The sequence below is a fragment of the Variovorax sp. 38R genome, from assembly GCF_014843395.1.
In the GTDB taxonomy this organism is placed as follows: Bacteria; Pseudomonadota; Gammaproteobacteria; order Burkholderiales; family Burkholderiaceae_C; genus Variovorax; species Variovorax paradoxus_H.
Map to the genome: position 1 here is coordinate 5,447,939 of NZ_CP062121.1, position 13,936 is coordinate 5,461,874.

Below are 13,936 nucleotides of genomic sequence, written 5' to 3' on the forward strand. Positions count from 1 at the left end.
TTGGCCTTCATCGCCCGCCAATTGGTGACCTGCTCAGACCTGCCCTAGTGTTTACGCAGCCGAAATGAAAGCTCGCCAGTTGGGCCGTTACGGCTGGGTGTTCGACAAGGCCGCCACCTGCTTCCTACGTTCCTCAAATAGTTTGTCGCGCACCGCTTGAAGGAGGTCGAGGAACTCGTCGACGTTCTTCAGCGCGGCCAGATCGTCGACATGCGTCAACGTCGTGGTGGTGACAGGGAGGCCACGCGCCTCCTCGAGGTTCAGGGAGCCGTCGAGCACAGACATGTCTGAGTGCGCCAGCAACTGGTTTCGCGTCTTCTTTAACCGCTTGTGCAGCGACAAATAGTTGGCTGGAATCCAAGCGATAGGGATCCTTCGCGGGAGCCCCTGACCATCCTTGGACGGGTTGAAAAGCGTCATGTACTCGACGACTGCATACCTGAAGGCCGGCTCAGACAAAGGGTGCTTGAGGTTGATCTTCACGTCCTGCAAGGTCACATGACAGGAAGCCAGGCGTTCAACGCAAACATCAATGTGAATGATGTCATTGTGGTTGTGGGGGGCCGGCATGTTGTACTCCTCGCGACTCTAAGATTTGGAGCGCGGATCGTATCTCTCGAGGACATCGATGAACGACTTCGAATCTGCGGTGGCACGACGCCACGCCGAATTCGTGAAAGCGGGCCGCAGCTGGACGCAGCCGCGGGCGGGTTTCGATGGCGGAGTTGGCCGATGCCGAAAGAAGTCCGAATGCGTGGATCTCGCCGCCGACGGAAAAACCGCTGGAAGAGCAGCGGTTGGTGTTTCTGCCGGATGTGGTGATTCAGCGTGAGCATGACAAGCTCTTTGGCACGCAGGCGATGCTCAGGGCGTTTCGCGATCCGTTGGAGCGGCGCACTCATTGCTGAGCTTGGCGCCAACGAACTCGTCCAGATCGATTTCTCCGTCGACGTAGAGTTGCGCGAAGGCTTCGAGTTTTTCCGTGATCGTGAAACCCTCGAGTCCGATGTTGCTGCGGGCGAAGTCGACCGCTTTCTCTCGGCGCCGTTTTTCGGCGGCGGCACTGGCGAGCATGCGTCTGCTTATTCCGTCTTCGGGACTGGGGCTGCAGCTGGCGAGGGAGGAACCACGGCGAGTGATGTCCGACGGAAATTGAGGCGACGGCCCTTTGGCGCTTGGGCGATCAGATTCAGTTGCTTCTCGCTCTCGGGCAACTCTAGGTCCTGGATCCGCTTGGCCGCGAGCCCCAGCCTTATCGCCTGAGTGCGCACGCCTTCGTCGCGCGACACGATCATCTTGGCGCCGTGCGCCAGGCCGATCGCAACGATTTGACGGTCAACCTTGATCTTTTGGTACGGCTCCTCGGAGCCGGCCCGCTTGCCACCAGGGCCTGCCAAGGCGTCGCGTTCCATCTTTGCCAGCTCATGCGCTGCTCCCCGATCGAAATCGGCCACAAAGACCGTCGACTTCCGCTGAAGCTCGTCAAGGAATGCCACGCTGGCGCGGTCGGCCTTCACTAAGAACTCGCTGATCGAGATCATCGGGAAGATGATCTTGACCTTCAGTTTGTCGACTTCAGAAATGAAGTGATCGATGCGGGCCCGATCATCAGAGGTCGTGTCCTTCGTCGTGATGTACGAAATGATGAAGTTGGAGTCAACGACGATGCAGCGAGGCAGAGAACTCATCAGTGGATGCCTCGAATGTTGTCCCAGGTGCCCATCGGGTCCTGGACGTCGTTCCACCCGTTGCCTGGGATCTGTGCTACGCGCTCAAGAATGGTGCTGAAAGGGGTGCTTTCGAGCGGCTCGAAGCTCTGCACGACGCATTTGTTGACCTCGGGAGACCAGCCGTTCTCTGTGCGAATCCATGTGCCGCGGGCAACCAGGCGCACGGTCCCAATCTTGAAAAGCTTGAGGAGGTCGCGGGCGAGCTGGTCGTCTTTGACGATCAGCTTCAGATCCCGTTCGAAGCCGTCACGAAGGTGGAGGTGCATCGTGTCATCGACACCGATTAAGCCTGTCACCACGCCGTCGACCTTGCTTTCCTGGAAGAGGCGCTCGGTGTCCTCGTCAGCATCCGGCCTGATACAGAAGATCACGTGGATGACGTTGTCGTTCGCATCAAGGATCTCGGCCTCGGGGATGGCATCCTCGCCCATCATCTCTTCGAGTTTCATCAGGTGTCTGCCCGGCCGACTGTTTGGCTTCGACTTCGCTTCCACAATCCTCGCGTGGCAGTAGTGCTCACGTTCATGCGCAACCTCGGCTGCGTAGCCAACGCTGGCGTTCCTGATGCCTTTGAATCGGGGCTTGTTCTCGTCGCCAAGGAGTTGGGCGAATTCGGCGATGTACTCGCCAATCCGCTTCATCGGGACAGCACTCTGCTTGCGATTTGGGATCCGCAGCGTGAATGAGTACCGAGTCTTGGGCATGACCTACTGTAACCGTGGCAGGGTTTGCGCGCAGCAGCGAAAACCCACGCACCCCCGTTACAAATTTTCAGTAGAGCTGGGAAACTACCACCGCGAGCCCCAGGCAGATTCACTAGTCGTGACAACGACTTGCGGCGTTCCTCCTGTCCATTTGAGTAGAGCTAAGATTCAGGCGAAAGGGAGACGACATGCCTCTGACAGCGTATTCGACATCGCAACCAGGCGAGCACGACGTCGACCAGATTCTCAAACGGCTTTCGGCCCAGTTCGGCCAGCCGTACACCTCAGTGGATGCCATCCCTGAGGCTTGGCGCGACTACCTGCGGCGCGATCTGCAGTGCCCCGGTTGCTTTGTGACAGGGGCTGAGGTCGTCAGACCCGCGGCCAAAACGGGCAGGGCCAGCCGCCAGTCTTTCTTCAGATTCACGACACCGGGTCACAAGCCCCACTGCGAGTTCGGAAGCCCGGAGACGGCAAATGCCGTTCCCGCAAACATGGTTTCGTTTTCGGAGTCGAGGTCGAATCTCACGCGGGCGGTGAGGGAACTGGTGTGCACCGGCATTGAACAAGGCGTCTTCAGCCAGGTCTCGATCCGCGACATGCGCGAGTGGTTCTTCAACAGAAAGGTCGAGTCGCTCGTCGTCGTCACGCTCGATCCGCGACTTCACAAATGGCTATCAGACTTGCAGTTGGCCGTCTTTCGATCCACTGGCGCGCTGCCGGCTGGGGTGACCCTAACGCCAGAAATCGCTGCAATGCCGGAGTTTGACTGGCACGCCGAGGCTGCTCGCCGAGTAATGGAGCGCTACACACAGCACCGAGCGAACATGCAGACCATCCAGAATCAGCGCGTCCCGATGTTTGGCGATGCGGGCAAGCGCGCTGAGTCGCTGGCACAACGTTTCCAGGGCCAGGCCGTTTTCGATCCGACCGTGCTGGTTGATGAGTACCGCAAGACCTGTTCGTTGGCCGATTTCATCGGGCACAACTATGCTCCGCTGAAGGCGGCCAAGGGCGGCTCCGGCACCGTGAGCGTGTTGGCGTTCTCCGCGTTGCTACTTTTCATTCGTGGCTGGGACATCAGCTTGGCCATCGCCGACTTCGCCAAGATCGCTGCAACGGCTGGGCATTCCAACCAGGACCTGGGCAATGTCATGGGGCTCAACCCTTTTCACGACTACGAAGCCTGGAGGATCCTGAAGCAGATGCAGGATCTGAACATCGTGGTGCCTGAAAACGTAGACATCAAATCTGAACGCATGGCTATGGAAGTTGAGTTGCGTGCGCAGTTCGGTGCTCCTCCTATGCTTGATCCTGCCTGAACGTTGCATGCAGCGGTGGGCACTTCCCAACAAGGAAGAGAAGTACCGCGGCGACGGCGCCGACACCCCATGCAAGGGGAGTCGGTCTCTTTTCAGTAGAGCAGGGAGATCATGCCTTCGTCGCAGCAGCCGCGATCTCATCAAAGTCAACGGTTCCGGTGTCGATGTGGTACTCGTCGCCGTTGAGCACCCTACGCAGGAGGTCGACTGCAACATCGGTGTTCATGATGAGTCAACTTCACAAAACGAGCCGGAGCGACCGCCTCGGCCAAGAGCCGTCGTTGCCGAGAGCAAGTGGTTGGCCTACCAGTCAACTGCTCGCAGCTTCATCCGGCTGACGGCAGACCTCAGGTTGCGACGACTCCTGACTCATCGAGCAGACCGACAACAGGACATCCAGCGGATCCGCAGCCGATCGAACATCCTTCCCGATGCCTGCGGAGACATCGACGCGGCTGGCTACGATGGAGACCCGCCGCCGAAAATGGACTATGCCTAAACCTGCTGTTGAGTTCGAGATCTCAGACAACGAGTTCCGTCTCGTCTACCGACCACGCGATGACACCAGTTGGGTTCGGGAGAGGTTCGAGCGCGGCGATGGACTCCTGGTAAAGGGCACGTTCCACCTCACGCCGCAGGACCTCGTCGAAGACACTGCAGAAGAGGCGGCCAGCGCGGCCGGCGATGACGAGATCTCGTGGGTCGACGACGATCGCTTGGTGTTTGCCATCGCCATCGCAGACGGTGAGTACTTCCGGTTCAAGCCGGAAGTCCTTGGATTCGAGACACCGGTCCTGCTGCACCGGGATGCGCAGCCCGATTGGAAGTGGTTCAGTGCCGAACGCAAGGTTTCCATCCTGGGCGTCATCGATAGCCTCGGTGCCGAGCGCATCGTCATCGGCGGCCCGGATCCGGAAGCCATTCCGATCCCGGAGTACGAACGGTTGCTCAAACAGTTCCCGACGCCGCACGAACTGCGACGCTATGTGCAGGCTCGCGTCGGAACCGTGGTTCGCCAGTACACCGAGCCGGCCATCGATGCCGAAGCGCTGCTCGACGCCTATGTCGACAGGCGGACAACGGCGATCGCGCCCAACCTCGAAGCGCCCTTTCGCCAATTCGATGTCGCGAAGTACGCCTTTGCCCTGCAGCGGCTTCAAGCGATGCTGGCCAATGAGACGGGGACTTCTGAGGCGCAGTGGCAACTGGAAATCGTGGAGATCATCCTGCTGTTGAATCCCAGGTACATCAAAGCCTTCACCGAGGTCAGGCTCCTGGATGCCGACGCATCGACCTGGCGGCGCATCGACATCCTGCTGGTCGATGCGTCTGGCAATGTAGACGTCATCGAGATCAAGAAGCCGATGGGCAAACCCATCATGCTGCCGGCTCGCTACCGCGACCACCACCTGCCGATGCGCGATCTGATCGGTTGCATGGGTCAGGTTACGCACTATCTAAGGCACCTGAACCGATGGGGACCGACTGGCGAAAACTATCTGACCCAGTTGCTCGGTCCCCAGCTGCCTGTGGGTTTTAGGATCCGGATCATCAACCCCTCGGGCATCGTGATCATGGGGCGCAGCAACACACTGTCCGACGTACAGCGGCGCGAGTTCGAAGTACTACGTCGCGACTCCAAGGGCGTTGTCGACATCGTGACCTACGATGACCTGTTGGCGCGGCTCCAAGCGGTCCTGGATCAGCTGCGCGACGGCCCTGCCGTGAGCGCGGCCCCAGCGTCCCCTCCGCCCGAATAGGGGGTGGTCACAACGATCGCTCCCGGTCCAGTGAGACGGTGGCTTGGAACGTTGCGAACGAGATCAGCCTGACCGAGCGCGACGGGCCGCGGCCCGTCGCCTTGCGCGGGTTGAACGTCCGGCGCGAAGTGCCACTCAGCCGGCCACAAACGCCTGCATACACTCGGTCATGCCGATCGACTACCTAGCCACATTCCCTGTACCTCAACAGCTCCTGCCGGAGAAGCTGCGTCGCTTGCTCTCCCCGATTAGCCTGGACCCACAGGAGCGTGTCGAGATCAGCGGCCTGTCGGAGGCGAAGGACGTGAACGGGATGCGCGAAGAGGTGGTGCACCTTGTCATGGCTGCAGTGCCGGAGGCGGCTGTCGACACTCTTGAGGTGCTCGAGGCCGGCAGCAATGGCGTCGTCTCGTACTCGGTGCCCGTGCTGCGCGAGAAAGGCAGCTATGCCGAGTTCGCACCTTCTGTGTCCGGCCACGACTACATCGTCGCCTCCTGGGGTGACGGCTCCTTTTATACCTACAGCTTGGCCGAGAAGGTCTGGATGGCCCTCGGGCTCACCGCCTCATGCATCGGAAACAATGAGCAGCGCTTGGTCTATGACCACCTTGGTCTTCCAGAGTTTGGTGTGGCGGAAGGCGAGGTATCGGCAAACTACCACTGGGAGGTATCGCGCAACGTGATCTGGCGGATGTCCAACGAGTACCTCCGCAAGTACCTGTGGATGCGGGGCGCAGTCGGTGTCCGTTCGTTCTACTATTCAGCGGTACTGCCGGACACCCCTGAACTCGTGGCGCTGATGGCGGGCAAGGAATACATCGACCTGAAGGCCGAAGGCAACTGGTGCGATGGTGACATCCGAAAGGACGAACGCGGCCTGCTCCTGCAGGTCTGGGCCACCGTCGCCGCGGTATCTTGCGAGCTGTGCCCGGAACAGACAGCCGAAGGCCTCGAGTGGCCAGGCCTTGACGGCCCGATGACGCACGCACGTGCGAACGCGCAACTCCACGGTGGCCGCATCTATCTCGATGACCGGTTCCTTGAGCGGTATGAGCAGAGCTCCTTCTACGAGAGCATGTCCAACCGCTACGGCGACACCAATCCGGCCTACCGAGGCCAGTGGGCGTTCTCAGACTGCGTACGCGTCGGTCGCAACCTCATCCGTGTTCCGATTCGGGAGCTGTACAAGCCCAAGCCAGACCGAGAGATCGTCCATGCCCATCGCTGCGTCGTCGACGAGGGGCGCGTTGCCAGTACCGACCTCGCAGAGGAGCACGTCGTTGCCAAGACGAAGCGCCTGTTGGACCAGATCCTCGATCTCGGAGACCGCCTCTCCAACCTCGGCGAGGCCGTTGGAATCCCCAGAGAGGCAGCCGAACTGGTCGGGTTCTCGCGCGCGGAGATCGAAGCCAATTGGTGGACCACCTATCCGCAACTGTGCCGGCTGGCGCGGGTGGCGCCATTGAGCATGACGCAGCAAGCCTTCCTTGCGCGATGCAAGAGCCTGCATGAGGTATGGCAACGCGTGCCGGATGGCTTTTTGCGTCAGTTGTTGCGCAAGGCCGGGTGCCCGGCCGAGAAGGTGAAGGGGCTGGGTAGCCTCAAGCTGCTTCAGGGGCTACTCAACATCGTGGAGCACTTGGATACTCAGCAGGAGTCTGTCGACGCGTTCGTCCGCGACGCCGAGCCCGAAACCTGGGCGGAGAAGAACGACCGCCTGGCGCCGCTGTTTTTGACGAACGATCTGCGGATTGCCGACGCGCATGAGTCGTTCGGTCGAGCGCTGGCGACCCTACAGGCATTGGGCTTCGACACCGCAACGGTGAACCAAGGCTATGGGAAAGCGCTCGACTTCGTCTTCGATGGCGTCATCGGCGCGTTTGTAGCGGTCAACGGCTCCATCGCGAGGTTGCTAGCACGCTGATGCCGATGCGGGCTCTTCGAGAGTCCAGAATCAAGACATCGGAAATCCGTGGCGTCGACTGTCGTGAATCAGTCGACCTGACTAGCGACGAACCCGCAGTTGAGCCTCCTACAGGTACCTACGGGAGTGGCCGAGGGACAGCCTCGGGGCGGCAAGATTGGTACGGCTAATGCGTCTTCAGGGTTGGCAGTTACCCGAGGAGCCGAGGAGGAGCAGTCGCTGGCCGGACTTCGTCGCTGAGTCGCTGACCCCCTACGCGTCCCGCCGCCGCTGAACGTCGAGTTCTGAGGACAGCGCACAGCCGCTCGAGGAACTGGCCAAAGTCAGGTTCTGGCGTCCGCCGACATTCGCCGGACAGAGCCGAGCGACAGCAGTCAGTCTGGAGCAGTCGTTGTTGGTCCTTGAAACGTGCCTGCGCTACGCCCTAGTCAATGTATCGAAGGCATTCCGCTCGAACGGCGAAAGCCCCCTGATGTATCGATGCACCGTGCTCTCCGAGCGGTGCCCCGTCTGCCGCTGAATGGCCCAAGTCGGAACACCAGCTTTGGCGGCAGCGGTGACTAATCCCGAACGGAGGCTGTGTGCCGAGAAGCCACTCGGGTCAAGGCCACAGTCATGCATGCGCCGCCGTACCACTCCTCCGACCGCAGCTCCACACAACCCACCTCCTAGCTGTCCGTGCCGATTCACTCCGCGAAACAAGGGCAGCGACGACTCCACTTCCGCAGCCGCCCCGCGCAGTAATTGAATCCAAGCCTTCAGCAACTTGACCGGGCACATCCACCCTGGCCCAGGCGGCAGCGCCACCACCCTGCCCTTACCCTGCTGATCGGTTTTCGAGCGCGCCAGTGTCACCGTCACACCTTGAGCACCGAATGCCAGACTTTCAAGCCTCAGCTTAGCCAGCTCCGATCTTCGAAAACCTCCTGCAAAGCCCACCACCAGCAAGGTCCTGTCCCGTAGGTCTCGCACCGGGTCCAGGTGCTTCTGCGGCTTGGCAAGTACGCGCAGCATCTCAATACTGATGGGCTTGGCCTGCTTCTGCGCCGTGCCATGGACCCGCCGAATCCCGCGCATGGTGGTTTGCACCAGCTCCGACCGCGTGGGCGAAGGCTTGCCCAGTGTCGTGTGCGCGTTCGAAATCGCAGCCAGACGACGGTTGAGCGTGCTGGCCTTGACCTTGCCTGCGTAGGCTGCCAGGTACCGCGCCACCATCGCTGGCGTGGCCGGCACCCTGCCGCCCCAGTCCCGAAAATGCCGCAGGTCGCCCTCATAGGCTCGACGCGTACTGTCGGCCACGGCGTGAGCGACATAGTGGTCGAACTCAACTTGGGTTCTTGCTGGTCTGATTGCCCGAGATGGCCTGTGCGCGACGGACGCGCGCGTCGATGAATCGCTGCGAACTCTCTTCATGATCTTGCTCACTATGTGAATGCTGAGGGCTATGGGTTCTTGTGAATGAGCAACGCCCGCAAGTGCGGGCGTTGGATCGAAGTGCTGCGCCATGGCGAGTGCCACGGGCATCTTTTAGAACGGTCTACCGACGGGCCGTCGTTGCTCGCGGCAAGCTCACCACCAGCGTCAGATATGCGGTCTGGTCACCCACTGCAGGTCGACTGCGTAGCCGGATGGTGAGGTGCAGCGCCCCCTCCCCCAGCGCCTCGCCCAAGGTTCGCCCCAGGCCGCGTACCGTGCGCACCGTGACTTGGTATTCGGAGGGGGCCCACAGCACCAAGACCGCGCCCAGTGCCTGCTCAAGCCAGATTCCCCGGTCGCTCAGGTCCTCCAAGACAGCCACCATCGCTACGTCCAACTGCGCGGGTTCGTCCAGCGGTTGTGTGAAGAGCTCGAACCGCACTTGGCCGAAGTCCAAGGTTTCGACGACGTCCGAGTGGTCCCAGGCCGGCCCCAGAATCGAGAGCCCTTCCAACACCGAGCGCTGTAGCCCTACATAAAACCATTGCAAAGGCGCGAGCTCAGCGGCATCTGTCGGCTCTGAAATGTCGATGCGCGCGTCGATCGAATCGCAGAGGATGCCGAGCATCGAGCCGTCGTGCGGCAGCGGGTGATTGTTCGCACCGAGCACGATGCCGATGGCATGAGCGTCCCGCCCCCACATGTGCCAGACCAGAAGCATGGCCGCTTCGATCTCAGCGGATGTCATGTCGAAGCCAAAGGCCAAGCAGAGAATGCACGCGTTCTCGAGGTCAACTTGCTCGACCATATGAAGCGCTTCGCCTGCATCGATCTCGATGTAGCTCGGCTTTTGGTCCAGCAGATCCGCCAACGGCGTGTGCGGTGGTGTATCGATGTGATTGTGAAAGCGTTCAACGAAGCGCCGGCCCGAAGCACCGATGCCGATCAAGCGGACAGCGGCGCTCGGCCCGCTGTCGGCGGGGGTGTGAAGAACATTCATGAGAATTACCTTCGGTGCCACTCGCACGGGGCGGTGGCTATGAAATGAAAGCGGAAAAGCAAAAGCGCCGCCCCAGCCTCTCGGCCAGCACGGCGCCTTCTCAAAGGGCTGTATCAGCGACGCGGGATCGCTACGGCATTGGCCTCAGCACGCGCTGTCTAGGCCATCGGCCGCGAAGTTCTTGGCGTCGGTGCGCGTCACGTCGCGCAGGCACACCGGCGTCTTGCTGCTGATCGCCTTATCGAGCAACGCGTAGTCCATACGGCGCATCTGTCCAGCCTGCATCCAGACGACGTTTCCCTTGCCCGTGGTCAAGCACACGGCCTCCTCGCCACAAGGTTCGTACTTGGTAATGTGTGACATGAGGTTCTCGGCGTCGCCACTTGAAGCAGTGGTCGACGCTGAAGATGCTGCCCCAGAAGGATCGGCGCCTCGCTGGGGATTGCCGGCTGCGATCATGTCCGCAGCTTTCTGCAACTGAGCTTGCTCCGTCTGCTGGGCTGCTGTTGGGGCCGCGACCGATGGGGCAGGAATAGGCTGAGACGCCGTCGATGTCGGGATAGCGGGCACTATGCCAGCCGATGGCGCTACCGGCTGTCCGTACTGCATCGACGACGGAATTTCTTTTCCTCGGGCCTTGAGGACACCGCGCATGTGCTCGTCAAAGGCCAGAGCGTTCGACGCGACTTTTAAATAGGGCGTCGTAGTCGCGGTGCTATAGCTCACCGACGTGCTGAAGGTGTTCGCCCCCTCGTCCTTCACGATCTTGTACGCAACGGACAACTGCAACGGCGCTTCACTGACCTTGTCGCCGGTCACCACCCGTATCACTGTGGCGTCCGTCTTGTATTGCTGCGATCTGTCGACGTTCCAATAGAGCTCGGCGGGAATGTCGTACTTGAGGGCTGCTCCCAGCGGGTTGCCCATCCAGTCCATGAAAAAGTTCATCTTCTGGAGCACGGTGGGCTTGAAAGTAAACGTCAGATTGACCTCGCACGAGCGGCGCTTGATTGATTCGTCGTAGGACGTCACGACAGGCGTGCCTGCCTCAAGGGACACGACATCTGCCGTCTTGAGCCTGTAGTTGCCAAGGTCTTCATCGTGTCCCTTGGCGACCATTCTCAGCACTGCCTCTATGCGCTGCGGATCGTTGCAAGGAGGGGCTTCGGGGCCGCAGCCGACGAGCAGAGCTGAAGCCGATGTGATCAGCACCACCCCTGGGAATTGGTGTTTGAGCTGAAGCAGCCGCGCTTTGCGCGGCGAGAGCTTTTCGAATGTGAACATGGACGCTCCAAGAAAAAGGTGGGGCCAGGAATGAAGACACACTTTACGTTTTGTTTTCATTTAGTTTGCCAGATGACGAGCAGGAACAAAACGGATAGTTTGTGTACTCTTAGTGTTGAAGGCTGAAAACTTGGGCCCATGCCCCGAGTCGTTGCGAACAAGCCCCAACCCCTGGACGCCATGTCCAGCAAGGAGTTGGAGCGCCTGCAACAAGCATTCGGCGAGCACCTGCGCGCGATGCGGCACGACAAGCTCATCACGATCGAACAGCTCGCAGAGTTGGCGGGACTGCATCCCAACTACGTTGGGTCCGTTGAACGTGGCGAACGCAACCTGTCGCTTTTCAACATCTGGCGACTCGCCGGGGGCCTTGATGTTTCCGCCTCCCAGCTGATGGAGGCACTACCCAAGCGGCTGATCAAGCGCGTGCGCCGATCCAGCTAACTGGGCGTGCCTGTCGGCGGCGTAACGAGAGGCTTGCCAAGACGACGCTTCCTAGTACTCCTCCGGCAGCAGTAGCGTGGTCACACTTCGATCGGCTTCAGTGATCAGCCAGATACGGTTGTCGAACTCGTCGACTTGTTCCGCCTCCTCCAACGCTGAACTTTTCTTGGCCGCGTCTTGCAATGGCAATCGATAGACCGAGAGCACACGCCGGCCATGCACGACCGCGTCTTCATTGGTCTGCACATCTTCGGGGTCGATCTCACCCCATTCGCCGGTCACATGCTTGGCAAGTAGCGCGAAGGGATTGCTGTTCGTGGCGTGTATGAGCGCCAAGGCGCCTGGCGTTGCAACAACACGGCCCGGTGCGAAGCGCAATGAGGCATCAGGTGTGAGGAAGGCGCTTAGAAAGTCTTTCACTTGAAATCTCCATAGAAAAGAAGCGCCCATGCGGCAGCCGCACCTGGCCCCAAGGGGCAAGGCGCAGCAGTCGGAAAAAGCGCGGGGGATGGGAACGAAAACGGCCGCCAAGCCAGCGTCAAAAAAACGCTGGCTTGGCGGCCATCAGGGGCTACAGGCGGCGGCGCACCTGCATACGGGCAACGTCTTACCTGGCTTGCGCCGGCAGGCTTCTACCCGTGGGTATATTGTAGCATATTTGCGACAAAATGTATCATTTTTGAGACTTTAGGCCCCCCCCAGGACGATGCGAGGGGTCAAAAAGAGGTCAAAGCGGCTTCAACCTGTGGTTGCCCGCTTTGTAGCCAGGCTGCACCGGTAACGAGAGTCCAAGCGCCCTAAAGCCCCATGCGCAGGGTGGCAGCACGCACGCATAGCCTGCTGCCGTGTTCGGCCATACAGCGCACAACGGAGTGCAAAGCCAGCCACTGGAATGCAAAAATAAAAGGGGGTATTAAAGGGGGTAAATTGCCCATCCCAGCCGCAAACCCGCATGAATACTGGGGCGGCGGCGGAGAGTGTGAGATTCGAACTCACGGACGCTTTCACGTCGGCAGTTTTCAAGACTGCTGGTTTAAACCACTCACCCAACTCTCCGGAACCGTCGATTTTAAGCTGACGGCGCGGCCTTACTCGTCATCGGGCAGGAACAGCGTCTGCAGGTCGCTCAGGAAGTCGAGTCCGCGCTCGGTGGGCCACACGCGGAACAGGTCGCGGGCGACGAGTCCCTTGCGCTCGGCCTCTTCCATGCCGCGCTGGATCGACGTCATCGCCAGGCCCGTGCGCTCGCTGAACTGGGGCAGCGTGAAGCCCTGCTTCAGCCGCAGCGCGTTGAGCATGAACTCGAACGGCAGGTCGGCCAGCGCCACTTCGTCGCTCTGCGACACGGCTGCACCGGCGCGCGCGTTCTCCATGTACAGGCGCGGTTCGCGGTAACGCACCTGCCGCACGATACGGTGCGCAAAGCTCAGTTTGCTGTGCGCGCCGGCGCCAATGCCGAGGTAGTCGCCGAACTGCCAGTAGTTGAGGTTGTGCGCGCACTGGTGCCCGTCGCGCGCATACGCCGAGACCTCGTAGCGCGACATGCCGCTCGCACCCGTGCGCTCGGTGATGCGGTCGAGCATGGCGTAGGCGATGTCGTCCTCGGGCAGCGTGGGCGGGAACTTGGCGAACCAGGTGTTGGGCTCGATGGTGAGGTGATAGATCGAGATGTGCGGCGGCGCGAGCGCCAAAGCCTGGGTCAGGTCGGCGTCGAGGCCTTCCATGGTCTGGCCCGGCAGGGCGTACATCAGGTCGAGGTTGAAGGTGTCGAAGGCGCTTGCGGCCTCTTCCACCGCGGCGATGGCCTGGGCGCGGTCGTGCACGCGGCCCAGCGCCGTCAGGTGCTCATCGTTGAAGCTCTGCACACCCACCGACAGGCGTGTGACGCCGGCCGCGCGGTAGGCGCGGAAGCGGTTGCGCTCGAAGGTGCCGGGGTTGGCTTCGAGCGTGATCTCGCACTCGGGCGCGAGCTTGAGGCGCGCGCGCACGTCGCCGAGCAGCCGGTCGATGGCTTGCGGCGAGAACAGGCTGGGGGTGCCGCCGCCGATGAAGATGGTGTGGACGGTGCGGCCCCAGATCAACGGCAGCGCGGCGTCGAGGTCGGCGATCAGCGCGTCGATGTAGGCGGCTTCGGGAAGGCCGTCGATGTCGGCTTCGCTCGTGGCGCGCCACTCGTGCGAGTTGAAGTCGCAATAAGGGCACTTGCGCAGGCACCACGGCAGGTGGATGTACAGCGACAGCGGCGGCAGCGCGGCGAGTTGCAGCGGGCCGGGGCGCATCCAGTGCAGCACGTCATTGGCCTGGGGGGCGCCGCCGGGTTGGGCGGGCTGGATCGGGAAGACGGTGGCCATG

The 13,936-nt window shown here is 61.1% G+C and carries 15 protein-coding genes and 1 tRNA gene; 6 read left to right on the forward strand and 10 right to left on the reverse strand.

Annotated elements, in window-relative coordinates; translation table 11 throughout:
- Nucleotides 1-87: 87 nt before the first annotated feature.
- Nucleotides 88-570: a hypothetical protein gene (locus tag IG196_RS25220; RefSeq protein WP_192193510.1), complete on the reverse strand. Its 483-nt coding sequence runs from the start codon at nucleotides 568-570 to the stop codon at nucleotides 88-90.
- A 58-nt stretch (nucleotides 571-628) separates the two neighbouring features.
- On the opposite strand from IG196_RS25220, the gene IG196_RS25225 reads away from it, so the two are divergent.
- Nucleotides 629-832, forward strand: coding sequence for a hypothetical protein (locus tag IG196_RS25225; protein ID WP_192193511.1), 204 nt, complete (start codon nucleotides 629-631; stop codon nucleotides 830-832).
- A 32-nt stretch (nucleotides 833-864) separates the two neighbouring features.
- On the opposite strand, the gene IG196_RS25230 is transcribed toward IG196_RS25225, so the two are convergent.
- From IG196_RS25230 to IG196_RS25240, 3 genes are read right to left on the reverse strand one after another with little or no spacing between them, the layout of a single operon-like run.
- Nucleotides 865-1,074 (reverse strand): antitoxin VbhA family protein, encoded by a 210-nt coding sequence (locus tag IG196_RS25230; RefSeq protein ID WP_192193512.1) that lies wholly within the window; start codon nucleotides 1,072-1,074, stop codon nucleotides 865-867.
- Nucleotides 1,075-1,082: 8 nt separating this feature from the next.
- Complete coding sequence (locus IG196_RS25235) at nucleotides 1,083-1,688, reverse strand: PIN domain-containing protein (protein ID WP_192193513.1); 606 nt, start codon at nucleotides 1,686-1,688, stop codon at nucleotides 1,083-1,085.
- The gene (locus tag IG196_RS25240) at nucleotides 1,688-2,179 is read right to left on the reverse strand and encodes a hypothetical protein (RefSeq protein ID WP_192193514.1); all 492 of its coding nucleotides are present in this window, start codon (nucleotides 2,177-2,179) and stop codon (nucleotides 1,688-1,690) included. The genes IG196_RS25235 and IG196_RS25240 overlap by 1 nt, the downstream gene beginning before the upstream one ends.
- 54 nt (nucleotides 2,180-2,233) lie before the next feature.
- Between IG196_RS25240 and IG196_RS25245 the strand changes: the two genes are divergently transcribed.
- The 4 genes from IG196_RS25245 to IG196_RS25260 all read left to right on the forward strand — a co-directional run bounded on the left by IG196_RS25245 (nucleotide 2,234) and on the right by IG196_RS25260 (nucleotide 7,440).
- Nucleotides 2,234-2,416, forward strand: coding sequence for a hypothetical protein (locus tag IG196_RS25245; RefSeq protein WP_192193515.1), 183 nt, complete (start codon nucleotides 2,234-2,236; stop codon nucleotides 2,414-2,416).
- A gap of 206 nt (nucleotides 2,417-2,622) precedes the next feature.
- Nucleotides 2,623-3,756: a hypothetical protein gene (locus IG196_RS25250; RefSeq protein WP_192193516.1), complete on the forward strand. Its 1,134-nt coding sequence runs from the start codon at nucleotides 2,623-2,625 to the stop codon at nucleotides 3,754-3,756.
- Between the two features lie 491 nt (nucleotides 3,757-4,247).
- Nucleotides 4,248-5,516, forward strand: coding sequence for a Shedu immune nuclease family protein (locus tag IG196_RS25255; protein ID WP_192193517.1), 1,269 nt, complete (start codon nucleotides 4,248-4,250; stop codon nucleotides 5,514-5,516).
- Nucleotides 5,517-5,685: 169 nt separating this feature from the next.
- Nucleotides 5,686-7,440 (forward strand): hypothetical protein, encoded by a 1,755-nt coding sequence (locus IG196_RS25260; protein WP_192193518.1) that lies wholly within the window; start codon nucleotides 5,686-5,688, stop codon nucleotides 7,438-7,440.
- Nucleotides 7,441-7,857: 417 nt separating this feature from the next.
- Here IG196_RS25260 and IG196_RS25265 read toward each other — a convergent pair whose 3' ends face one another.
- From IG196_RS25265 to IG196_RS25275, 3 genes are all read right to left on the reverse strand, one after another.
- Entirely contained in the window at nucleotides 7,858-8,958 is a 1,101-nt protein-coding gene (locus tag IG196_RS25265) for a site-specific integrase (protein WP_192193519.1), read from the reverse strand.
- A 19-nt stretch (nucleotides 8,959-8,977) separates the two neighbouring features.
- Nucleotides 8,978-9,856, reverse strand: coding sequence for a hypothetical protein (locus tag IG196_RS25270; RefSeq protein ID WP_192193520.1), 879 nt, complete (start codon nucleotides 9,854-9,856; stop codon nucleotides 8,978-8,980).
- Nucleotides 9,857-10,000: 144 nt separating this feature from the next.
- Nucleotides 10,001-11,140, reverse strand: coding sequence for a hypothetical protein (locus tag IG196_RS25275; RefSeq protein WP_192193521.1), 1,140 nt, complete (start codon nucleotides 11,138-11,140; stop codon nucleotides 10,001-10,003).
- 180 nt (nucleotides 11,141-11,320) lie between these two features.
- Between IG196_RS25275 and IG196_RS25280 the strand changes: the two genes are divergently transcribed.
- Nucleotides 11,321-11,584, forward strand: a complete 264-nt coding sequence (locus IG196_RS25280; protein ID WP_225616791.1) for a helix-turn-helix domain-containing protein — start codon at nucleotides 11,321-11,323, stop codon at nucleotides 11,582-11,584.
- 51 nt (nucleotides 11,585-11,635) lie between these two features.
- Here the strand turns inward: IG196_RS25280 and IG196_RS25285 are convergent, their stop codons facing one another.
- From IG196_RS25285 to hemW, 3 genes are all read right to left on the reverse strand, one after another.
- Nucleotides 11,636-12,004, reverse strand: coding sequence for a type I restriction endonuclease subunit M (locus IG196_RS25285; RefSeq protein WP_192193523.1), 369 nt, complete (start codon nucleotides 12,002-12,004; stop codon nucleotides 11,636-11,638).
- Between the two features lie 551 nt (nucleotides 12,005-12,555).
- Nucleotides 12,556-12,640: transfer RNA gene (locus tag IG196_RS25290), tRNA-Ser, on the reverse strand.
- Between the two features lie 32 nt (nucleotides 12,641-12,672).
- Nucleotides 12,673-13,935, reverse strand: a complete 1,263-nt coding sequence (gene hemW / locus IG196_RS25295; protein ID WP_192193524.1) for a radical SAM family heme chaperone HemW — start codon at nucleotides 13,933-13,935, stop codon at nucleotides 12,673-12,675.
- Nucleotide 13,936 lies beyond the last annotated feature (1 nt).

Excerpts from the sequence above, each read along its gene's own strand:
- IG196_RS25220 (WP_192193510.1), bottom strand. The coding sequence starts at position 570 with ATGCCGGCCCCCCACAACCACAATGACATCATTCACATTGATGTTTGC.
- IG196_RS25225 (WP_192193511.1), top strand. The coding sequence starts at position 629 with ATGAACGACTTCGAATCTGCGGTGGCACGACGCCACGCCGAATTCGTG.
- IG196_RS25230 (WP_192193512.1), bottom strand. The coding sequence starts at position 1,074 with ATGCTCGCCAGTGCCGCCGCCGAAAAACGGCGCCGAGAGAAAGCGGTC.
- IG196_RS25235 (WP_192193513.1), bottom strand. The coding sequence starts at position 1,688 with ATGAGTTCTCTGCCTCGCTGCATCGTCGTTGACTCCAACTTCATCATT.
- IG196_RS25240 (WP_192193514.1), bottom strand. The coding sequence starts at position 2,179 with ATGAAACTCGAAGAGATGATGGGCGAGGATGCCATCCCCGAGGCCGAG.
- IG196_RS25250 (WP_192193516.1), top strand. The coding sequence starts at position 2,623 with ATGCCTCTGACAGCGTATTCGACATCGCAACCAGGCGAGCACGACGTC.
- IG196_RS25255 (WP_192193517.1), top strand. The coding sequence starts at position 4,248 with ATGCCTAAACCTGCTGTTGAGTTCGAGATCTCAGACAACGAGTTCCGT.
- IG196_RS25260 (WP_192193518.1), top strand. The coding sequence starts at position 5,686 with ATGCCGATCGACTACCTAGCCACATTCCCTGTACCTCAACAGCTCCTG.
- IG196_RS25270 (WP_192193520.1), bottom strand. The coding sequence starts at position 9,856 with ATGAATGTTCTTCACACCCCCGCCGACAGCGGGCCGAGCGCCGCTGTC.
- IG196_RS25275 (WP_192193521.1), bottom strand. The coding sequence starts at position 11,140 with ATGTTCACATTCGAAAAGCTCTCGCCGCGCAAAGCGCGGCTGCTTCAG.
- IG196_RS25280 (WP_225616791.1), top strand. The coding sequence starts at position 11,321 with ATGTCCAGCAAGGAGTTGGAGCGCCTGCAACAAGCATTCGGCGAGCAC.
- hemW (WP_192193524.1), bottom strand. The coding sequence starts at position 13,935 with ATGGCCACCGTCTTCCCGATCCAGCCCGCCCAACCCGGCGGCGCCCCC.